This is a genomic window from Sphingobacterium haloxyli, from assembly GCF_002980525.1.
Classification (GTDB): Bacteria; Bacteroidota; Bacteroidia; order Sphingobacteriales; family Sphingobacteriaceae; genus Sphingobacterium; species Sphingobacterium haloxyli.
On record NZ_PVBQ01000008.1, the window covers coordinates 94,899 to 110,390 of the forward strand.

General features: G+C 42.5%; 13 protein-coding genes, 1 tRNA gene and 1 riboswitch. Of the genes, 6 read left to right on the forward strand and 8 right to left on the reverse strand.

The genetic code is table 11. The annotated features are described in order from the left end of the window. Positions 1 to 11: 11 nt before the first annotated feature. From C5745_RS11840 to yihA, 5 genes are all read right to left on the reverse strand, one after another. Positions 12 to 2,993, reverse strand: a complete 2,982-nt coding sequence (locus C5745_RS11840) for a SusC/RagA family TonB-linked outer membrane protein (RefSeq protein WP_243403331.1) — start codon at positions 2,991 to 2,993, stop codon at positions 12 to 14. Between the two features lie 12 nt (positions 2,994 to 3,005). Then, positions 3,006 to 5,588, reverse strand: coding sequence for an alpha-amylase family glycosyl hydrolase (locus C5745_RS11845; protein WP_105717221.1), 2,583 nt, complete (start codon positions 5,586 to 5,588; stop codon positions 3,006 to 3,008). A 207-nt stretch (positions 5,589 to 5,795) separates the two neighbouring features. After that, positions 5,796 to 6,809: a LacI family DNA-binding transcriptional regulator gene (locus C5745_RS11850; protein WP_105717222.1), complete on the reverse strand. Its 1,014-nt coding sequence runs from the start codon at positions 6,807 to 6,809 to the stop codon at positions 5,796 to 5,798. Between the two features lie 74 nt (positions 6,810 to 6,883). Continuing rightward, a complete protein-coding gene (locus C5745_RS11855) occupies positions 6,884 to 7,738 on the reverse strand; it encodes a 4-hydroxybenzoate octaprenyltransferase (protein ID WP_105717223.1) in 855 nt (284 codons plus the stop codon). A 5-nt stretch (positions 7,739 to 7,743) separates the two neighbouring features. Next, positions 7,744 to 8,361 (reverse strand): ribosome biogenesis GTP-binding protein YihA/YsxC, encoded by a 618-nt coding sequence (gene yihA, locus C5745_RS11860; RefSeq protein WP_105717224.1) that lies wholly within the window; start codon positions 8,359 to 8,361, stop codon positions 7,744 to 7,746. A gap of 126 nt (positions 8,362 to 8,487) precedes the next feature. Between yihA and C5745_RS11865 the strand changes: the two genes are divergently transcribed. After that, a complete protein-coding gene (locus C5745_RS11865; RefSeq protein WP_105717225.1) occupies positions 8,488 to 8,901 on the forward strand; it encodes a cupin domain-containing protein in 414 nt (137 codons plus the stop codon). 90 nt (positions 8,902 to 8,991) lie between these two features. Then, entirely contained in the window at positions 8,992 to 9,942 is a 951-nt protein-coding gene (locus C5745_RS11870) for a CvpA family protein (protein ID WP_105717226.1), read from the forward strand. A 10-nt stretch (positions 9,943 to 9,952) separates the two neighbouring features. Here the strand turns inward: C5745_RS11870 and thiD are convergent, their stop codons facing one another. From thiD to thiM, 3 genes are read right to left on the reverse strand one after another with little or no spacing between them, the layout of a single operon-like run. Beyond that, positions 9,953 to 10,786: a bifunctional hydroxymethylpyrimidine kinase/phosphomethylpyrimidine kinase gene (gene thiD, locus C5745_RS11875; protein ID WP_105717227.1), complete on the reverse strand. Its 834-nt coding sequence runs from the start codon at positions 10,784 to 10,786 to the stop codon at positions 9,953 to 9,955. 28 nt (positions 10,787 to 10,814) lie between these two features. After that, entirely contained in the window at positions 10,815 to 11,453 is a 639-nt protein-coding gene (gene thiE, locus C5745_RS11880) for a thiamine phosphate synthase (protein WP_105717228.1), read from the reverse strand. Further along, positions 11,450 to 12,247, reverse strand: coding sequence for a hydroxyethylthiazole kinase (gene thiM, locus C5745_RS11885; protein ID WP_207795790.1), 798 nt, complete (start codon positions 12,245 to 12,247; stop codon positions 11,450 to 11,452). Before thiM ends, thiE begins: the two co-directional genes overlap by 4 nt. A 30-nt stretch (positions 12,248 to 12,277) precedes the next feature. Continuing rightward, a riboswitch (TPP riboswitch) is annotated at positions 12,278 to 12,370 on the reverse strand. A gap of 132 nt (positions 12,371 to 12,502) precedes the next feature. Here thiM and C5745_RS11890 point away from each other — a divergent pair. The 4 genes from C5745_RS11890 to C5745_RS11905 all read left to right on the forward strand — a co-directional run bounded on the left by C5745_RS11890 (position 12,503) and on the right by C5745_RS11905 (position 15,383). Then, the gene (locus C5745_RS11890) at positions 12,503 to 13,438 is read left to right on the forward strand and encodes an ABC transporter ATP-binding protein (protein ID WP_105717229.1); all 936 of its coding nucleotides are present in this window, start codon (positions 12,503 to 12,505) and stop codon (positions 13,436 to 13,438) included. Continuing rightward, a complete protein-coding gene (locus tag C5745_RS11895; protein WP_105717230.1) occupies positions 13,431 to 14,750 on the forward strand; it encodes an ABC transporter permease in 1,320 nt (439 codons plus the stop codon). Before C5745_RS11890 ends, C5745_RS11895 begins: the two co-directional genes overlap by 8 nt. A gap of 19 nt (positions 14,751 to 14,769) precedes the next feature. Continuing rightward, on the forward strand, positions 14,770 to 15,177 hold the full coding sequence (locus C5745_RS11900; protein WP_105717231.1) for a hypothetical protein: 408 nt from the start codon (positions 14,770 to 14,772) through the stop codon (positions 15,175 to 15,177). Between the two features lie 132 nt (positions 15,178 to 15,309). Next, positions 15,310 to 15,383: transfer RNA gene (locus tag C5745_RS11905), tRNA-His, on the forward strand. Positions 15,384 to 15,492 lie beyond the last annotated feature (109 nt).

Genomic DNA, 15,492 nt, shown 5'->3' on the forward strand with positions numbered 1-15,492 from the left:
TCAGTTAACGGTTAAAAATCTAAGTTTACACCTAATACATACGTTCTCGGTCTTGGATAAAAACGGTTATCGATACCCCCGTCTATTTCCGGATCCACCCCTTTGTACTTACTTACCGTAAATACATTTTGCATATTGGCAGATAGGGTAAGCATACCGTTACCATTCCGGAAAATATTTCCTGCAGCATAGCTTACCGAAAGGTTGTCCATTTTTAGGAATGATGCGTTATGAATGTAGAAATCACTATTGTATTGTTTTTGCTCAAATTGCGCTCCTAAAAAGCTCGTAGGTGCATTATTTATAGGCCCATTCGGATCCAGCACATTATAACGACTCGCAAAATTAGAAGACACGTTATCGTAAACATAATTTCCAATGTTGGAGCGTAATACCGTGTTCAACGTCCACTTCTTATAATTCAGTTGCGCTGTAAAACCCAACATATACATAGGAAGCGGCGATTTATAGAAATACCGGTCATTATCGTTGATGATTCCATCACCATTCAGGTCTTCATAAATTCCTTCTAGCGGGCGACCATCTTCTGCATATACTTGTCTATATACCCGATAGCTGTAGGGCATGTGGTTTACCACATGTGCTTGTATGTTATTACCCGTGCTACCCAATATGCCGCCTTGTTCGACGAGATAATTTGGGTCGTCTACCGCCGTTAGATTGGTTACCTTACTGTGATTATACGTAAAGTTAAATCCTAAATCGAGATTAAGATCGTCTTTACGGATAGCAGCTCCGTTTAAACTAAACTCCACGCCCTTGTTTTCCATATTTCCGACATTCGTCAATAAGAGGTTGCTGAAGTTGGTACCCACAGGGATGGGAATCGTGCTTAATAAATCCTTGGTCTTTTTGAAGTACACATCCACGCTACCCGATAGGCGTCCGTTTAGGAAACCGTAGTCGATCCCAGCGTTGTATGTTGCTGTACTCTCCCACCGGATATTTTTATCGTAGGCTACCGGCGTGTACATATTATAAAACATGTTACCAAATTGATACAACGACTCGTTCATACTACGAACATAATTCGGTAGGTACGAATAGTTTGCAATACCATCCTGCTGGCCGGTCACACCATAGCTCAAACGCAATTTCAAGTCAGAAACGGTATGGTTGTCTTTTAAGAAGCTTTCTTCTTTAATGCGCCAAGTGGCACCCAGCGAGGGGAATACCCCCCATCGGTTTTCTTCACTAAAACGCGAAGAACCATCCGTACGCAATGTCCCTGACAAGATATATTTGTCAGCATACGTATAAATTAAACGACCATAATAAGAGATAAGCCTGTTATGCGGAATATCAAATGGAAAGATTGGCGTACTAAGCACCGCGCCGTCGGCACTGGTACGGTCAAAATTGTATTCCTTCGATCTGTTATCGTAATAACCATAACCAGCAGTAGCGTTAATATTACTCTGAATAGCGGTTAAGTCCTTCGTATAGTTTAAATAAAATTCACCTACTGTATTTGTGATTTCTTTTTTATAGCGGCTAACTTCTCCTCTCGTATTAATATTTGAAGCTGCATATTCAGGAATAAAAACACCACCCTGCCCTCTGGACACATCGTATCCGAGGTTCAAATTGGCATGCAACTCAGGAAGAAAAGGCAATGCATAATCGAATTGAATGTTACCAAAACTTCTAGCCACCTCTCCATTATCATCTTTCAGGTCTATCAGTGCCACCGGATTTCGTGGAGCATTCGGGTTCGGATCGTCTACCCCCGTATTATTGTTAAATTGCGTCCATTCATAATAATTACCAAACCGGTTTTCGGTATGTACAGGTTTCGTTGGGTCAAACTGGATCGCGGCCCCAATCGCATCTTGATTGCCAAATTGCGACTTGGAAAGCGACCCTTTCAGATTGATATCAATTTGCAGGCTATTATCAAAAAGCTTAGGTGCAAAGTTGATGCCCGCTGTGGTGCGTTTCATATGATCGCGCTTTAATATACCCTGTTGGTTCAGATAGCCTAACGATACACGATACGGTAGATTGGGTTTAATAGCTCCCGCGACGCTCAGATTATTATCCGATGCAAATGCTCCACGGTAGATTTCATCCTGCCAATCCGTATTCGCTTCCCCCAGCGAAACACGTTGGGCGTCATTTCCATTTGCATGCACATATTCCCGGATTTGATCAGCCGAGAGTAAATCTACCGTTCTCCCAACCTGTGCCAACGAATTTTGCGAGCTGAAATTAAAAGATGGCTTACCGCTGGTACCTTTTTTTGTTGTAATCAAGATAACCCCGTTTGATGCACGCGAACCGTAAATAGCCGTTGCATTCGCATCCTTTAGCACCGTGAATGTTTCAATATCATTTGGGTTAATCAGACTCAACGGATTCCCGACGCCCGAAATTTCTCCTGTCGATAAAGGAACACCATCTACAACGATCAAGGGGTCATTACTGGCATTCAGTGAGGCACCCGCGCGAACCCGAATTGTAGCTCCACCACCCGGTTGTCCACCACTAGTGGTAATCTGTACACCCGCTACCTTACCGGCGATGAGTTGCTCGGGTGAACTAATGAGTCCTTTCTGAAAATCTTTTGAAGATACCGTCGTCAATGAACCCGTTAAATCTCCTTTTTTCTGTGTACCATACCCGATGACTACAACCTCATCTAGGCTACTGGACGTATTTTCCAGCACAAGATTGAGCATGTTATCCCCCGCCGTTAAGGTTACGTTCCGTTCGGCAGTCTCATATCCCATCATGTTAACCACAACCTTGTGTGCGCCTGCTGGAATATTCCCAAGGCTGTACTCCCCGTTCGCACCTGAGGATGTAGAAACCTGTTGACCAAGAATCTGTACGGTTGCTCCCGGTATACCTGCTCCTGCGCTGTCCGTAACCCGACCTTGTAGCCGTGCCGTCTGCGCGAAAGTAAGTGTACTAAGCAACATCAGTAAACCAATGGCCATTACCCTGCGTAATGTAAATTTGTTCATCATGTGATTAGTTTGTTATTGTTTATTGTTCAGTTTATTTATGCTTAGAATATAATACTGCCCGGGTGAAAGAGCAATCGCTCCCGTCGTACGCCAATCGCATGCTACACCCGGCAGGTTATCGTACCAGTTTTTCTTTAAGTTTGCAGGCAGAGTGAAATCATGCGCCACCACATCGAAGTTTCCGATAACAAGTACCTCCTGTTCAGCTTCTTTCACGACATAATATTTCACGGCGCCATTTACATGGTGGCTTACCGTTCCATTTCTGAAAATAGGATTCTGACGTTTCCAATCAATCAGTTTTGCATAATGTGCAAAGAGGCTATAACGTCTGGGGTCTTTCAAATAATCCCATTTCACGGGTTTTTCGCCTGTTCTCCCATTCTCATCAATCGAGATATCATAACCTAACTCTCCGAATTGCCAAATCATTTTCGGACCAGGCGAACAAAGAAGAAATGCCGCCGCCTGTTTCATACGCTCCAACGCTGTTGTCAAAACCTTGGTCGAATAATTACCATTGGTATTGCCATATTGCAGGTTTTTGTACATCAGGCGTTCTTCGTCATGCGATTCCATATACGACACGAATTGCGCTTTTTCGAAACCATGTGCATCGGCGAAAAGGCGTTTAAGATCGGAGTTATCATTCCAACCCATAGTGGCTTCATTGAATGCATGGTTTAGGTTGTTCCACAAAAGCATACCTTCACCCGCCAATTCACGTTCCTCGCTGTCTTCTGCAAAATGCTCCAGAATGACATAGAAGTCTTGATCCCGTTCGCGAATAAAATTATGGTAGTTTTTCCATAGTGCGATACGGCTTGCATCATAAGCTGACCATTGTTGTACCGCCCCGTCGCTTTCGTCCGTACCCGAATTTTTCTGTGTAAAGCCTTTGGAAAGGTCAAAACGGAAACCATCTACCTTAAACTCTTCCATCCAGAATGCGATCACATCTTTGGTAAATTGCTGCGTAAGTGGGCTTTCGTGATTGAAGTCGTAACCCACGTTATATGGATGGGTAGGTACAATATTAAACCAAGGATTATTTGTGAGCGAACCTGATTGTTGATACAAACGTACCATAGGTGACTTTCCAAAAGCATGGTTTAATACCATATCGAGTATCACGGCAATCCCTTCCTGGTGGCATTCATCAATAAATGCTTTCAACTCATTAGTGGTACCGTAATATTTGTCCAGCGCAAAGTGAAAAGAAGGGTTATAACCCCAGCTCGAATTTGCCTCAAATTCCTGTACAGGCATAAGCTCGACTGCGTTCACGCCCAATCGTTTCAGATAAGCAATAGAATCTCGTAATGTTTTGTAATTGCGTTGATCTAGGAAATCCCTTATATGCAGTTCATAGATTACCAAATCGAATATATCGGGCCGATTGAATGTTGCGGTTTGCCAGGTATATGTTGTGTTATTTAACGCCAACACCGAAACGATGCCCGTCGTTGCTTCCCGTGGATAATCTGGTAAACCCGAGTTGGGTGCTACGTCCCCGTCATGATTCGGGTCCAACACCAATTGTGCGTACGGATCAGCAATTTTCAACTGCCCGTCTATCAGAAATTGGTAGGTATGGCTCTTTTGAAAATTCAAATCCTTCAACGTAATCCACCAGATATTACCATCTGAAGTACGTTTCAGTGCATAATCTTGCGTCGCTTGAAAATCGTTGAAACTCCCCAACAAAAAGACAGAAGATTTATCTGGAGCGGTAAGTACAAAAGACACTTCGTGTTTATCATGATTGATTGTTACACCGTTTTTATTTATCTCCTCCGGTAATTCAGCTACTTCCACATCGCCCTCCACAAACACAGTAAGCTTCTTAATGGCACGCTGTCCATTCGCATTTATACGTGCTTGTATATCCTGTTGTCCCGTACCATTCAACTGCAGTTTGTGGGCAAGCTCATAGCCTTGGTTAGTCGCGACTTGCTGTCCATTTAGAAAAAGTGTTAATGTACCCGACTGAGAAGCTTTTAATCGGATCGGGAGTTCTTCTCCCTTTGCGAACGATGGTTTTTCCGATTGCGGAACAAAAGTAGGCCGCACAGTAGGTGCTTTAAAGGTTATATCGGGTCTTTGCTTCGACGAAACCGGCCAATACATGTCCGATCCATCTGCATTGCGCAACACTTTACTTCCATCTGCATTCCGTACCAAAAAGGCAATATGGGTGACGTCATTTGGTTGTGTCCGCTTGAAAAAGCTCGCAGGATGAATAGCAATACTATACTTACTATCCGATTCCCGTTTTAATTTATAGCTATCGAGATTGCTATCCCATGATGTCGCGACTTCTTTCCATTCCTTTTCCGATCTACTACCGGTCAATAACAAACCGGCATGTAGGTATAGGTCTCCGGAATGGTTAAGAAGTTCTTTGTTGCCTTTCTCCAGATCAAAAGTGAGCGTAGTGGTTTCGTCCCAAAATAGAAAATCATCGGACAAGGATACTAAACCCAGTACGGTATCCTCCCCGATTTGGTCTACATCTGGTTTCACATCCTTTTTACAGGCGATGATCCAAAGTACCATGACGAGCAGATACCCTAATTTTTTGTTCGTTTTCATTTACAAAGCGGTTAGCCAAAACCTATTGGGAATGTTCCCGAAAAAACTCCATTTAATTTATTATCGAAGAATAAAAGGTATTATAAAAACAGCTACTCTTGTGATTCCTCTATAATTGTCAGCATTACGGGAATGTTCCCGAAACATATCAAAGGTAACACGTTTCAGGAATATTCCAAAGTAAAAAATATTTTTTTTTCAGAAAAATTAAAGTTTCCGGCTGGAATCTTGAAAAATGAGGCTGGATTGTAATAACGTAGTTTCTTGTTGGCGAAGCTCCGTCGGTTTATCCAGTATCCGGAAAAGAAAATTGGCAGCTTCCTTTCCCATTGCAAAGGCCGGTTGTTTCACGACACTAAGCGAGGGACTCAATAAATCAGCGATGTCCAAACAGGAAAAGCATATCAGTTTTAAGTTTTCCGGAATCTGTACGCCCTCTTGCTGGGCAACCCGGATCGTCGATATAGCTAGCCTTTCCACCGAAGCAAAAATGCCATCGGGTTTATGCTGTTGAATGAGATTCCTGATAGCTGCTCTGTTTTTTACTTCGTCGTTTTCCGTGTCCAATATCAATTTCTCTTGAAACAGTATACCGTTATCTTCCAATGCTTTCCTATAACCATCCATCCGAATCTTACCAATGGACACCTTTCGATTGATGACAAGATAAGCTATGTTTTTACATCCGTTGTCAACAAGATGCTGGGTGGCGAGCCTACTGGATTCAAAATCATTTCCGGTAACGAAATGACCATGGAAATCGTCATAACTCCTATCGAAAAATACAATGGGAACATCATGGTCTACTAAGGTTTGTAAGTGGCTGTGATCTTTTCCCTCTCCCGAAGCAGAAATCAATACGCCGTCTACCCGGCCATTTACTAACGAACGTACAATAGATGCTTCATTTTGTACACTGTTGTCCGTTACATATATCAATGTATGGTATTTTTTTGAACGGGCAATCAGTTCGATGCCTTTTATCGCCTGACTGAAAAACTTATTCCCGAATTCGGGGATAATAATGGCAATGGTCTGGCTGCGATTCCCCCGTAAACTACTTGCATATAGGTTTGGAGAAAAGCCCAGTTCTTCTGCCTTTGCCAGAATACGTTCTTTCGTTTTCGGACTGATGTCACTACTATCCCGAAATGCCCGGGATACCGTAGATTTGGATAGCCCTAATGTCTCTGCTAAATCAACTATTGTTATCTGTGACATATCGTTATTCTTACTTCAAAGATAGCAATAATTCGTTGTTGTGTGGATGCATGTGACGTGTTTATAGCATACGCTTACGCTAAAAAAGCCGTATCTAATAAATAGAAGGCAGCAAATATGACAGACGCGACACCATTGGTCGTCATAAACGCTCTATTTACGCGGCTTAAATCGGCGGGACTGACAATACGATGTTGATATATCAATAAAAGTCCGTAGAATGCAACACCCAAGTAATAAAACCATCCCACCGGCATATAGAATACCGGTAGCAATACGAATATAAAAGAGAGAACATGTAGCAGTTCCGAAATACGTAATGCTTTGTTTCCCCCAAAATAGGCTGGAATAGAGTTCAGTCCGTTTGCTCTGTCAAATTCTTCATCTTGCAAGGCATAAATAATATCAAAGCCGCCAGACCAGCACATCACGGCTATGCCGTAGAATATTGGTACAATGTCAAATTGGTTGGTCACCACCAAATAGGCTCCTATAGGCGACAGCCCCAACCCTATCCCTAATACAATATGGCATAATGGGGTAAATCGTTTTGTATAACTGTAAAACAATACCACAAATAGCGCTATAGGCGATAAATAGAAACACAATGTATTTATAAAATAAGTGGCCCCTATAAAAATCAAGCAATTAATAACCGTAAATGCTAGGGCGTTATTGGCCGAAATTTTTCCAGCAGGGATATCACGCATAGCGGTGCGGGGATTTATAGCATCAATATCACGGTCTAAAAAACGATTAAATGCCATGGCTGCATTCCGGGCAGTTACCATACATACCAACATCAGTAAAAGTTTTTTCCAATCAAAGCCATGTTGTGTGGTTTGTATAGCTAGAAAAAAACCGATAATAGCAAAAGGCAAAGCAAAGATGCTGTGTGCAAACAGCACGAGCGACATATACTTCTTCATGGTTACTACTGGTCAACTATAGGCGAAACGAAATTTTTATTGATGCCATCTATCGTAGCCAAGATTTCATCCATTCCTTGCCTCTTCTCGGCAGAAGTCAGGAAAAGAGACGGTACTTCTTCAAACCAGGCTAAAAGCGACTTTTTGAATTTCGCAATATTTTGATCGGATTTCATTATGGATTGCTTGTCTGCTTTTGTAAATACCAACAAAAACGGTAGACCCTGCTCTCCTAGCCAACGGCAAAATTCCAAATCTATCTTCTGCGGTTCGAGCCGGCTGTCTATCAATACAAAAATACACTGAAGATTCTCACGTTTTGTCAGATACCGTCGAATAAAACGTTCCCATTCTGCCCGATTTTTTTTAGACGTCTGGGCAAATCCGTATCCTGGAAGATCGACAAGATACCAGGCTTTGTCTATTATAAAATGATTGATAAGTTGCGTCTTCCCGGGTTTTTGAGAAGTCTTAGCTAAACCTTTTTTATTGACCAAAGCATTGATCAGTGATGATTTGCCGACATTGGAGCGGCCTATAAAGGCGTATTCTGGCAACGATGGTTCCGGAAGCTTCCGCACATCGGTATTGCTCATGACAAATTCTGCAGTTTTTACAAGCATAGAACAAAGGTAGTATTTTTTCCGATTTTGTCTCACGCTCGCAAACATTATCCATTCCTGAATCGTTAGGTACTATACTAGGAAATCTTATTAGAGAAAAGCAGTATAGCATAAAAACCCTCAGCGATGGAAAATGAGAATTTAAACGAAAATAGCAAATCAAACGAAGCGACACCACAGCGTCCGGAAGGTGAACGCATTTTAAACGCGCCACTCGTAGAAATGAATTTGTTTGCATTCATTGAGCAGATAAAAAGTGAAACGACGTGGGCTGATAGCGACCGGAATTCTATTACCATTTTTAAATCGGAGGCTATGACCATGGTATTAATCGGGCTACATGAAAATGCGGAATTAAAACCGCACAAAGCAAACGGAACAATAAGTGTACAAGTGTTGGAAGGAAAAATCGAATTCAGTACAGAAGATCAGTATGTACAAATTGAGCGAGGACAAATGATTGCATTGCAGGAGAATTTGATGCATCGTGTAAAAGCACTCAAAGAAAGCTTTTTTCTACTCACGCTTACGGGTAGTTAAACAATAAGCACCGACGACACAAACATCGCTGATGGTATGTTACTTGAACGTTAAAACATTTCATAGTATTAACTATTCTATGGAGACGATATGAATATAATCGATATCATACTTTTACTCATTTTCCTGATCTCGATATGGAATGGGATCACTAGGGGTTTCTTTGCAGGAATGGCCAGGCTTGTATCTTGGTTAGGAAGCTTGCTAATTACTTTTGCATTATATAGATATGTAGTCCACTTTTTTGAAATATACATCACAGATAGCATTTGGACAATGCCCTTATCATTCCTGATTACGTTTCTTATTGTCGGTTCCATCCTGTCACTGCTTACTGCCAAAGCTTTGAATGCTATTCCATTAAAAATACGAGTGCATCGCGTGAACAACGCTTTTGGATTTATACCCGGAGTTGTTGTGGGATTGCTCTATGCAGCTATCGTCTCCACTCTTTTACTTTTATTACCCTTTTCAGAAACGCTGACTTCACGAACCAGAGACAGTAAAATTGCAGATCAGCTGACCAACGGATTGGGTTGGATAGAGCGACCTTTCGCCCCCGCGCTTGAAGCCGTAAACCGTTCTATCAATAAAATGACTATTGAGCCTGGTTCGTCTGAAAGCATAAGTCTTCCTTTCGTAGTGGAAAATCCAGAGCCTAGACCAGATCTGGAAAGCCAGATGCTCGAGCTAGTGAACGAAGAACGGGCGAAAGCGAACCTGCCGGCGCTCACCTTGGATGCGGAACTGACGCCGGTGGCCCGTCAACACTCGAAAGACATGTTTGCAAGAAGTTATTTTTCGCACATTTCCCCTGAAGGGGGAACACCCTTTGATCGTATCCGTGATGCTAACATTAAGTTTCTGATCGCAGGTGAAAATTTAGCGCTTGCACAGAACCTGCCCTTGGCCCATGATGGCCTGATGAATTCACCAGGACACCGCGCCAATATCCTTCGACGTGCGTTCGGTCGGGTAGGAATCGGCGTTCTCGATGGCGGAGTATATGGTTTGATGGTTACGCAAAAATTTCGTAATTGAGTACGTCTGCTTAGACGATCTCACGCTTAATCAGCTTACGAGGATTGAAAAAATGATTTAATGGTCCATTACCCTCCCCCGTCTGTACATCAGCGCCGTTCTCGATAGCGTTAAAAACATACTGTTGCCCTAATTCTACGGCTTCATGCAAAGCTTTACCACGCGCCATAAAAGATGCTATAGCGGAAGATAATGTACAACCAGAACCATGCGTGTTATCTGTATCGATTTTATTAAACTCAAACGCATGATAACGACAAGCTTCGTCGAGCAAAAGGGAAGTAATGACTGTCGACTCCTGATGGCCTCCTTTGAGCAGGATATTTTTGCAACCTAGTGCTTTAATATCCATTCCGGCGGTCTTCATTTGCGCTAACGTTTTGACTTCTGTTTTGGCCAAGACAGCGGACTCGTCCATATTCGGGGTGATGAGGTCCGCTAACGGAATCAATAGTTTAATAATTGCTTGTATGGTTTCTTCTTCAATCAGACGGTGGCCACTAGTAGCAACCATAACCGGATCAAATACAACGGGCACTTTTTTGTACCTGGCTAACGTACTTACGATGGTTTCTACCAATTCAGAAGTATGCACCATACCTATTTTTATGGCGTCTGGAACGACGTCTTCCATTAGCGATGCGATCTGGTCTTTAACAGCCTCAATAGGAACAGGATATATCTTTCGGACTCCTTTCGTATTTTGTACGGGTAGGGCGGTCAATACAGACGTAGAAAAACACCCTAAAGCGGAGGCAGTTTTGATATCAGCCTGTATTCCGGCCCCACCGCTCCCGTCAAACCCGGCGATGGTCATCACGGTAGGATATTTATTTTTTTTCATCAGTATATAGTTTGTCTAAGAATGTGTTTCATTTCAATAATTCATTTTTTAGTTCATAAGCTGCTTTTAGGGGGTCTCTGGCGCCACACACAGCAGATACCACCGCAATACAATCTGCACCTGCGCTTACTACCGCCCTCGCATTGTGTTTATCAATGTTGCCGATAGCGACCAGCTTCTTGGACGTCAGCTGCCGGATCTGGGTTATACCATCCAAACTCCATTCGGTAACGGTATCGGATTTGGTCGCTGTACGAAAAACGGGGCTTATACCCAAATAGTCAGAAACTGCGGCCTGTTTATTCGCTAACTGATCAATATATTCAATTGAATAGCCCACATATGCCGATGAAGCGTCCCACTGGCTGCGAATTTGCACCGGTGGTATATCACTATTGCCAACATGTATACCTGCAGCAGGAAGAGACATTGCCACTTGGAGATTATCATTGATAATAAGTGGTATGTTATGCTTGTCGGTGATATCCTTGAGTCGTTTGGCTGCCTCCAAAAAACCAGCGGTTCCAAGCAGCTTTTCCCGGAGCTGAATAATATCAACGCCACCCAAGATAGCCTGTTCAGCTACTTCCAGATAACCGCGTCCGCCGCAATCGGCCTGTGAAATCACTAGGTATAGTTGATACGGGAAGTGCGCTCGGGTGTTCATTGCGGGGTACATTTGATATACGCGTAAAACTCATTGTCTGTCATACTGTATAATTTGTCAAGAAGATTTACCTGCAAGCTACCCGGTCCTTTAGATTGTTGTTCGGCCAATTCACCTGCTACGCCCAATAAGGCCATAGCTGCAACCGTCGCTTCGGTTTTATCTTCAACTACACCAAGCATTGCCGCCACAAGGGCGGATGCAGTGCATCCTAAACCTGTTACCTTGCCCATCAGCGGATGTCCGTTGCTGATATAAAATATTCGCTGCTCGTCGATAATAATATCCGTTGCTCCCGAAATACATACGACGGCTTGATAGGCCCTGCTAAGTACATGGGCATCGTCTATTGCAGTATGGCTTTCAACAGTGCTGTCCACACCTTTAGTAGACGACTGATGTGTGTTAGCGAGCGCCGCTATCTCTGAAGCATTCCCCCTGATTACGGTTGGTCTAAATTGCAACAGTTCTTGTAAAACAGTATTCCGGTACGGAGTGGCTCCTGCTCCTACGGGATCAAGCACCCAAGCCTTGCCTGATGTATGGGCTGTCTCCGCAGCGGTAAGCATACTTTGATGCCAGTATTCGTCTAACGTGCCGATGTTAATTACTAGTGAACTCGCGATCTGCACCATTTCGCGAACCTCCGATTGCGCGTGCGCCATAACTGGTGATGCGCCGACGGCGAGCAAGGCATTAGCGGTATTGTTCATAACGACATAGTTGCTTATATTATGGACAAGAGGCGAGCGATGTTTAAGGGATTGAATATGTTTCCAGAGTGTTTTTTCCATTGCGATTACTTTTAAATATAGTGCTTTAGGAAACTCGAAACAGCCTTTCCCTACGTCGGTATGATCCGAATCAGGTTCGAAGGGTGTCTCTCAATTCCTTTCAGAATACCCCCAAAGCTTTACAAACTTAACGAAAATGCAGCAGATTAGCGAACAGACAAAATAGGTTCATTTTTCTCGCGGTAATTAACTCTCCATCTTACATTTGTTGACAATCAAAAAAATACTATCTTTAAGCAGCAAATTGGAAATTATATGCTAGACATTCGTCATATCGTTAAACAATATAGTGGCCACCGCGCGCTGGATGATGTATCCCTGCAGGTGCCTCAAGGAAGTATTTTTGGCCTTTTGGGACCAAACGGTGCCGGAAAGACGTCGCTCATCCGTATCATTAATCAAATTACCGCACCCGATAGTGGAGAAATATATTTCGACGGCGAGCTCCTTCAACCTAAACATATCGAACGCATCGGTTATCTGCCCGAAGAGCGGGGGCTATATAAAAAGATGAAGATCGGCGAACAAATGCTTTATTTGGCGCAGCTCAAGGGACTATCCAAAAGTGATGCCGCCCAACGCATCCGGAAATGGTTTGAAAAGTTGCAGATCGAAAGCTGGTGGGACAAAAAAGTCGAAGATCTCAGTAAAGGCATGCAACAGAAAGTACAGTTTGTAGCGACGGTCGTGCATGAGCCAGATCTTATTATCCTTGATGAACCTTTTTCTGGTTTCGATCCAGTAAATGCACAGGTGATACAGGAGGAAATTTTGGAATTGAATAAAAAAGGTGCTACTATTATTTATTCTACTCACCGCATGGAATCTGTCGAAGAACTTTGTGATTATATTGCACTTATCAATAAATCTAAAAAAGTGTTGGATGGTCCCGTCCGGGCAATAAAACGTTCTTATCAGAACCAAATGTATGTCATTGAATGTAAAGAACCAGGTGGCCTCGTTCTAAACTTTATGGAAACATCTTTATTTGAAGTGGTCGAAGAGAACAGAACAACTGAAAACTATGAAGTAACCATTCGTATAAATCAAAATAATTCATTGAACGATATATTATTATATCTTATACCTAAAATTGAAATTAACCAAGTAAGAGAAGTTATTCCGTCTATGCACGATATTTTTATTGACCAAGTTACAACGCCTTCTAACAAGACGATCCACCATGCATAAGATATTATTAATCATTAACCGGGAGTATTTCAGTCGCGTAAAGAAAAAATCTTTCCTACTTGTGACCTTTCTTGTTCCGATGCTTTTTATCGGGATGTATGTGGCTATATTTTTCCTTACGAAACAGAGTTATGAAGACACACATACGATTGTACATGTAATTGATGAAGAAGGCTCTATATCTGATCAATTAAAAAGCAATAAGCATATTGCATATTCATTTTCAAACACCGGCTTGCAAGAGCAAATAAACAGTTTAAAGGATGGAGCGAAGAATACGAATTTACTCATCATACCCGCTGACTTTTATACCTCCAGGAAAATCGAGCTGTTATCCGCCGGTAAACCGAATATCAGTACACAAAACGAGGTTCGATCACAGCTTCGGGAAATTATCCGTAATGAGCAGTATCGCAAAATGGGATTAGACATAGATCGTATCCGTAATATTAATGACAATATTCAAATTGCGGCAAAGGAGATAACCGAAACCGGAGATGCCAAAGATAGCCATACAGAAGTTGCCATGGGGATAGCTATGGGATTGTGCTTCTTGATTTATCTGTCACTGGTGCTTTTTGGCACGCAAGTTATGCGTGGTGTTATAGAAGAGAAGTCCAACCGTATTGTTGAGGTCGTTATCTCTTCGGTAAAACCATTTCAATTGATGATGGGCAAGATTATAGGAATCGGCATGGTCGGTATCACCCAGTTTGTACTTTGGATTATGCTCTCTTTAGCGTTAATGACAGTCTTCTCAACAGCGTTGTTTAACGATAAAGAAGTCGCTCAACAGGCTATGGGTCGAAATATGGATGAATTACCCAATGAGCAGGCCGCTACCGGAAGTACCGACTTTGATTGGATGGCGGCACTCGATTCCGTGAATTTCACAGAACTAACCATTTGCTTTTTTGTTTTCTTTCTTGGAGGATATCTCCTATATAGTGCTTTATTCGCGGCGGTAGGTTCTGCTGTCGATAGTGAAACGGAAGCCGGCCAATTTACCATGCCGATAACCATGCCTTTATTGATACCCTATGTACTGTCATTCGGGGTACTAATCAATGATCCTCATGGAAGTATCGCAACATGGTTGAGCATGATTCCGTTTACGTCGCCAGTAGCGATGTTAGTACGTATTCCTTTTGGTGTGCCGACTTGGCAGATTGTACTATCTGCTTCATTGCTCATCGGAGGATTTGTTCTCACGACTTGGTTTGCGGCACGTATTTATCGTGTAGGAATCTTGATGTATGGAAAAAAAGCGAGTCTAAAAGAACTTGTAAAATGGTTTAATTATAAAAGATAACGCAAGAAAATAGAACGTCATGACAACATCTCAAAACACAGAAAAGAAAAGGTCGGGAGTTTTCGGAAAAATCCTGGCTTGGCTATTGATCATCGTATTTTTGGCTGTCGGTGGTCTGGTTTATTATCGATACTATTTCGTATTCGGGGAAGGTGTAAAGTCAGGTTATCTTAATTTTGCCGTCAAAAAAGGAAATCTCTTTAAAACGTACGAGGGGAAATTGATTCAAGAAGGGCTACGGACCCAAACTGGTAGTGGCGTGTCGAGTAATGAATTTGAATTTTCGGTGGAAAGTGATTCGATCTTCAGGATACTGGAGTTAAACAGCGGCAAATATTTTGACCTACATTACAAAGAATATCATGGGGTTCTGCCATGGCGCGGCAACACCCGGTATATCGTAGATGAGGTGATTAATATGAAGTAATTCTATTCTGACACAAATCGACAAAAACTATCTCATTAAAAATGAACTTATTCGCATTATACCCGCGTTTTTTGTTTAAAAATATTTGGAGTATATGGGGAATTGTCCTACTTTTGTGTCATCAAAATCACGGTGGGTATAGCTCAGTTGGTTAGAGCACTAGATTGTGGTTCTAGGGGTCGTGGGTTCGAGCCCCATTACTCACCCGAAAAGCGAAGTCGATTGACTTCGCTTTTTTATTTCTCAATGCTGGAATCTTGATTGCCTCCGATTATCACCCGTGACATTTGCGGAGCCAAAACTACAACTTTATCC

What these genes read in the sequence shown, in the direction of transcription:
- C5745_RS11840 (WP_243403331.1), bottom strand. Translation starts at nt 2,993, where the DNA reads ATGATGAACAAATTTACATTACGCAGGGTAATGGCCATTGGTTTACTG.
- C5745_RS11845 (WP_105717221.1), bottom strand. Translation starts at nt 5,588, where the DNA reads ATGAAAACGAACAAAAAATTAGGGTATCTGCTCGTCATGGTACTTTGG.
- C5745_RS11850 (WP_105717222.1), bottom strand. Translation starts at nt 6,809, where the DNA reads ATGTCACAGATAACAATAGTTGATTTAGCAGAGACATTAGGGCTATCC.
- C5745_RS11855 (WP_105717223.1), bottom strand. Translation starts at nt 7,738, where the DNA reads ATGAAGAAGTATATGTCGCTCGTGCTGTTTGCACACAGCATCTTTGCT.
- yihA (WP_105717224.1), bottom strand. Translation starts at nt 8,361, where the DNA reads ATGCTTGTAAAAACTGCAGAATTTGTCATGAGCAATACCGATGTGCGG.
- C5745_RS11865 (WP_105717225.1), top strand. Translation starts at nt 8,488, where the DNA reads ATGGAAAATGAGAATTTAAACGAAAATAGCAAATCAAACGAAGCGACA.
- C5745_RS11870 (WP_105717226.1), top strand. Translation starts at nt 8,992, where the DNA reads ATGAATATAATCGATATCATACTTTTACTCATTTTCCTGATCTCGATA.
- thiD (WP_105717227.1), bottom strand. Translation starts at nt 10,786, where the DNA reads ATGAAAAAAAATAAATATCCTACCGTGATGACCATCGCCGGGTTTGAC.
- thiE (WP_105717228.1), bottom strand. Translation starts at nt 11,453, where the DNA reads ATGAACACCCGAGCGCACTTCCCGTATCAACTATACCTAGTGATTTCA.
- thiM (WP_207795790.1), bottom strand. Translation starts at nt 12,247, where the DNA reads ATGGAAAAAACACTCTGGAAACATATTCAATCCCTTAAACATCGCTCG.
- C5745_RS11890 (WP_105717229.1), top strand. Translation starts at nt 12,503, where the DNA reads ATGCTAGACATTCGTCATATCGTTAAACAATATAGTGGCCACCGCGCG.
- C5745_RS11895 (WP_105717230.1), top strand. Translation starts at nt 13,431, where the DNA reads ATGCATAAGATATTATTAATCATTAACCGGGAGTATTTCAGTCGCGTA.
- C5745_RS11900 (WP_105717231.1), top strand. Translation starts at nt 14,770, where the DNA reads ATGACAACATCTCAAAACACAGAAAAGAAAAGGTCGGGAGTTTTCGGA.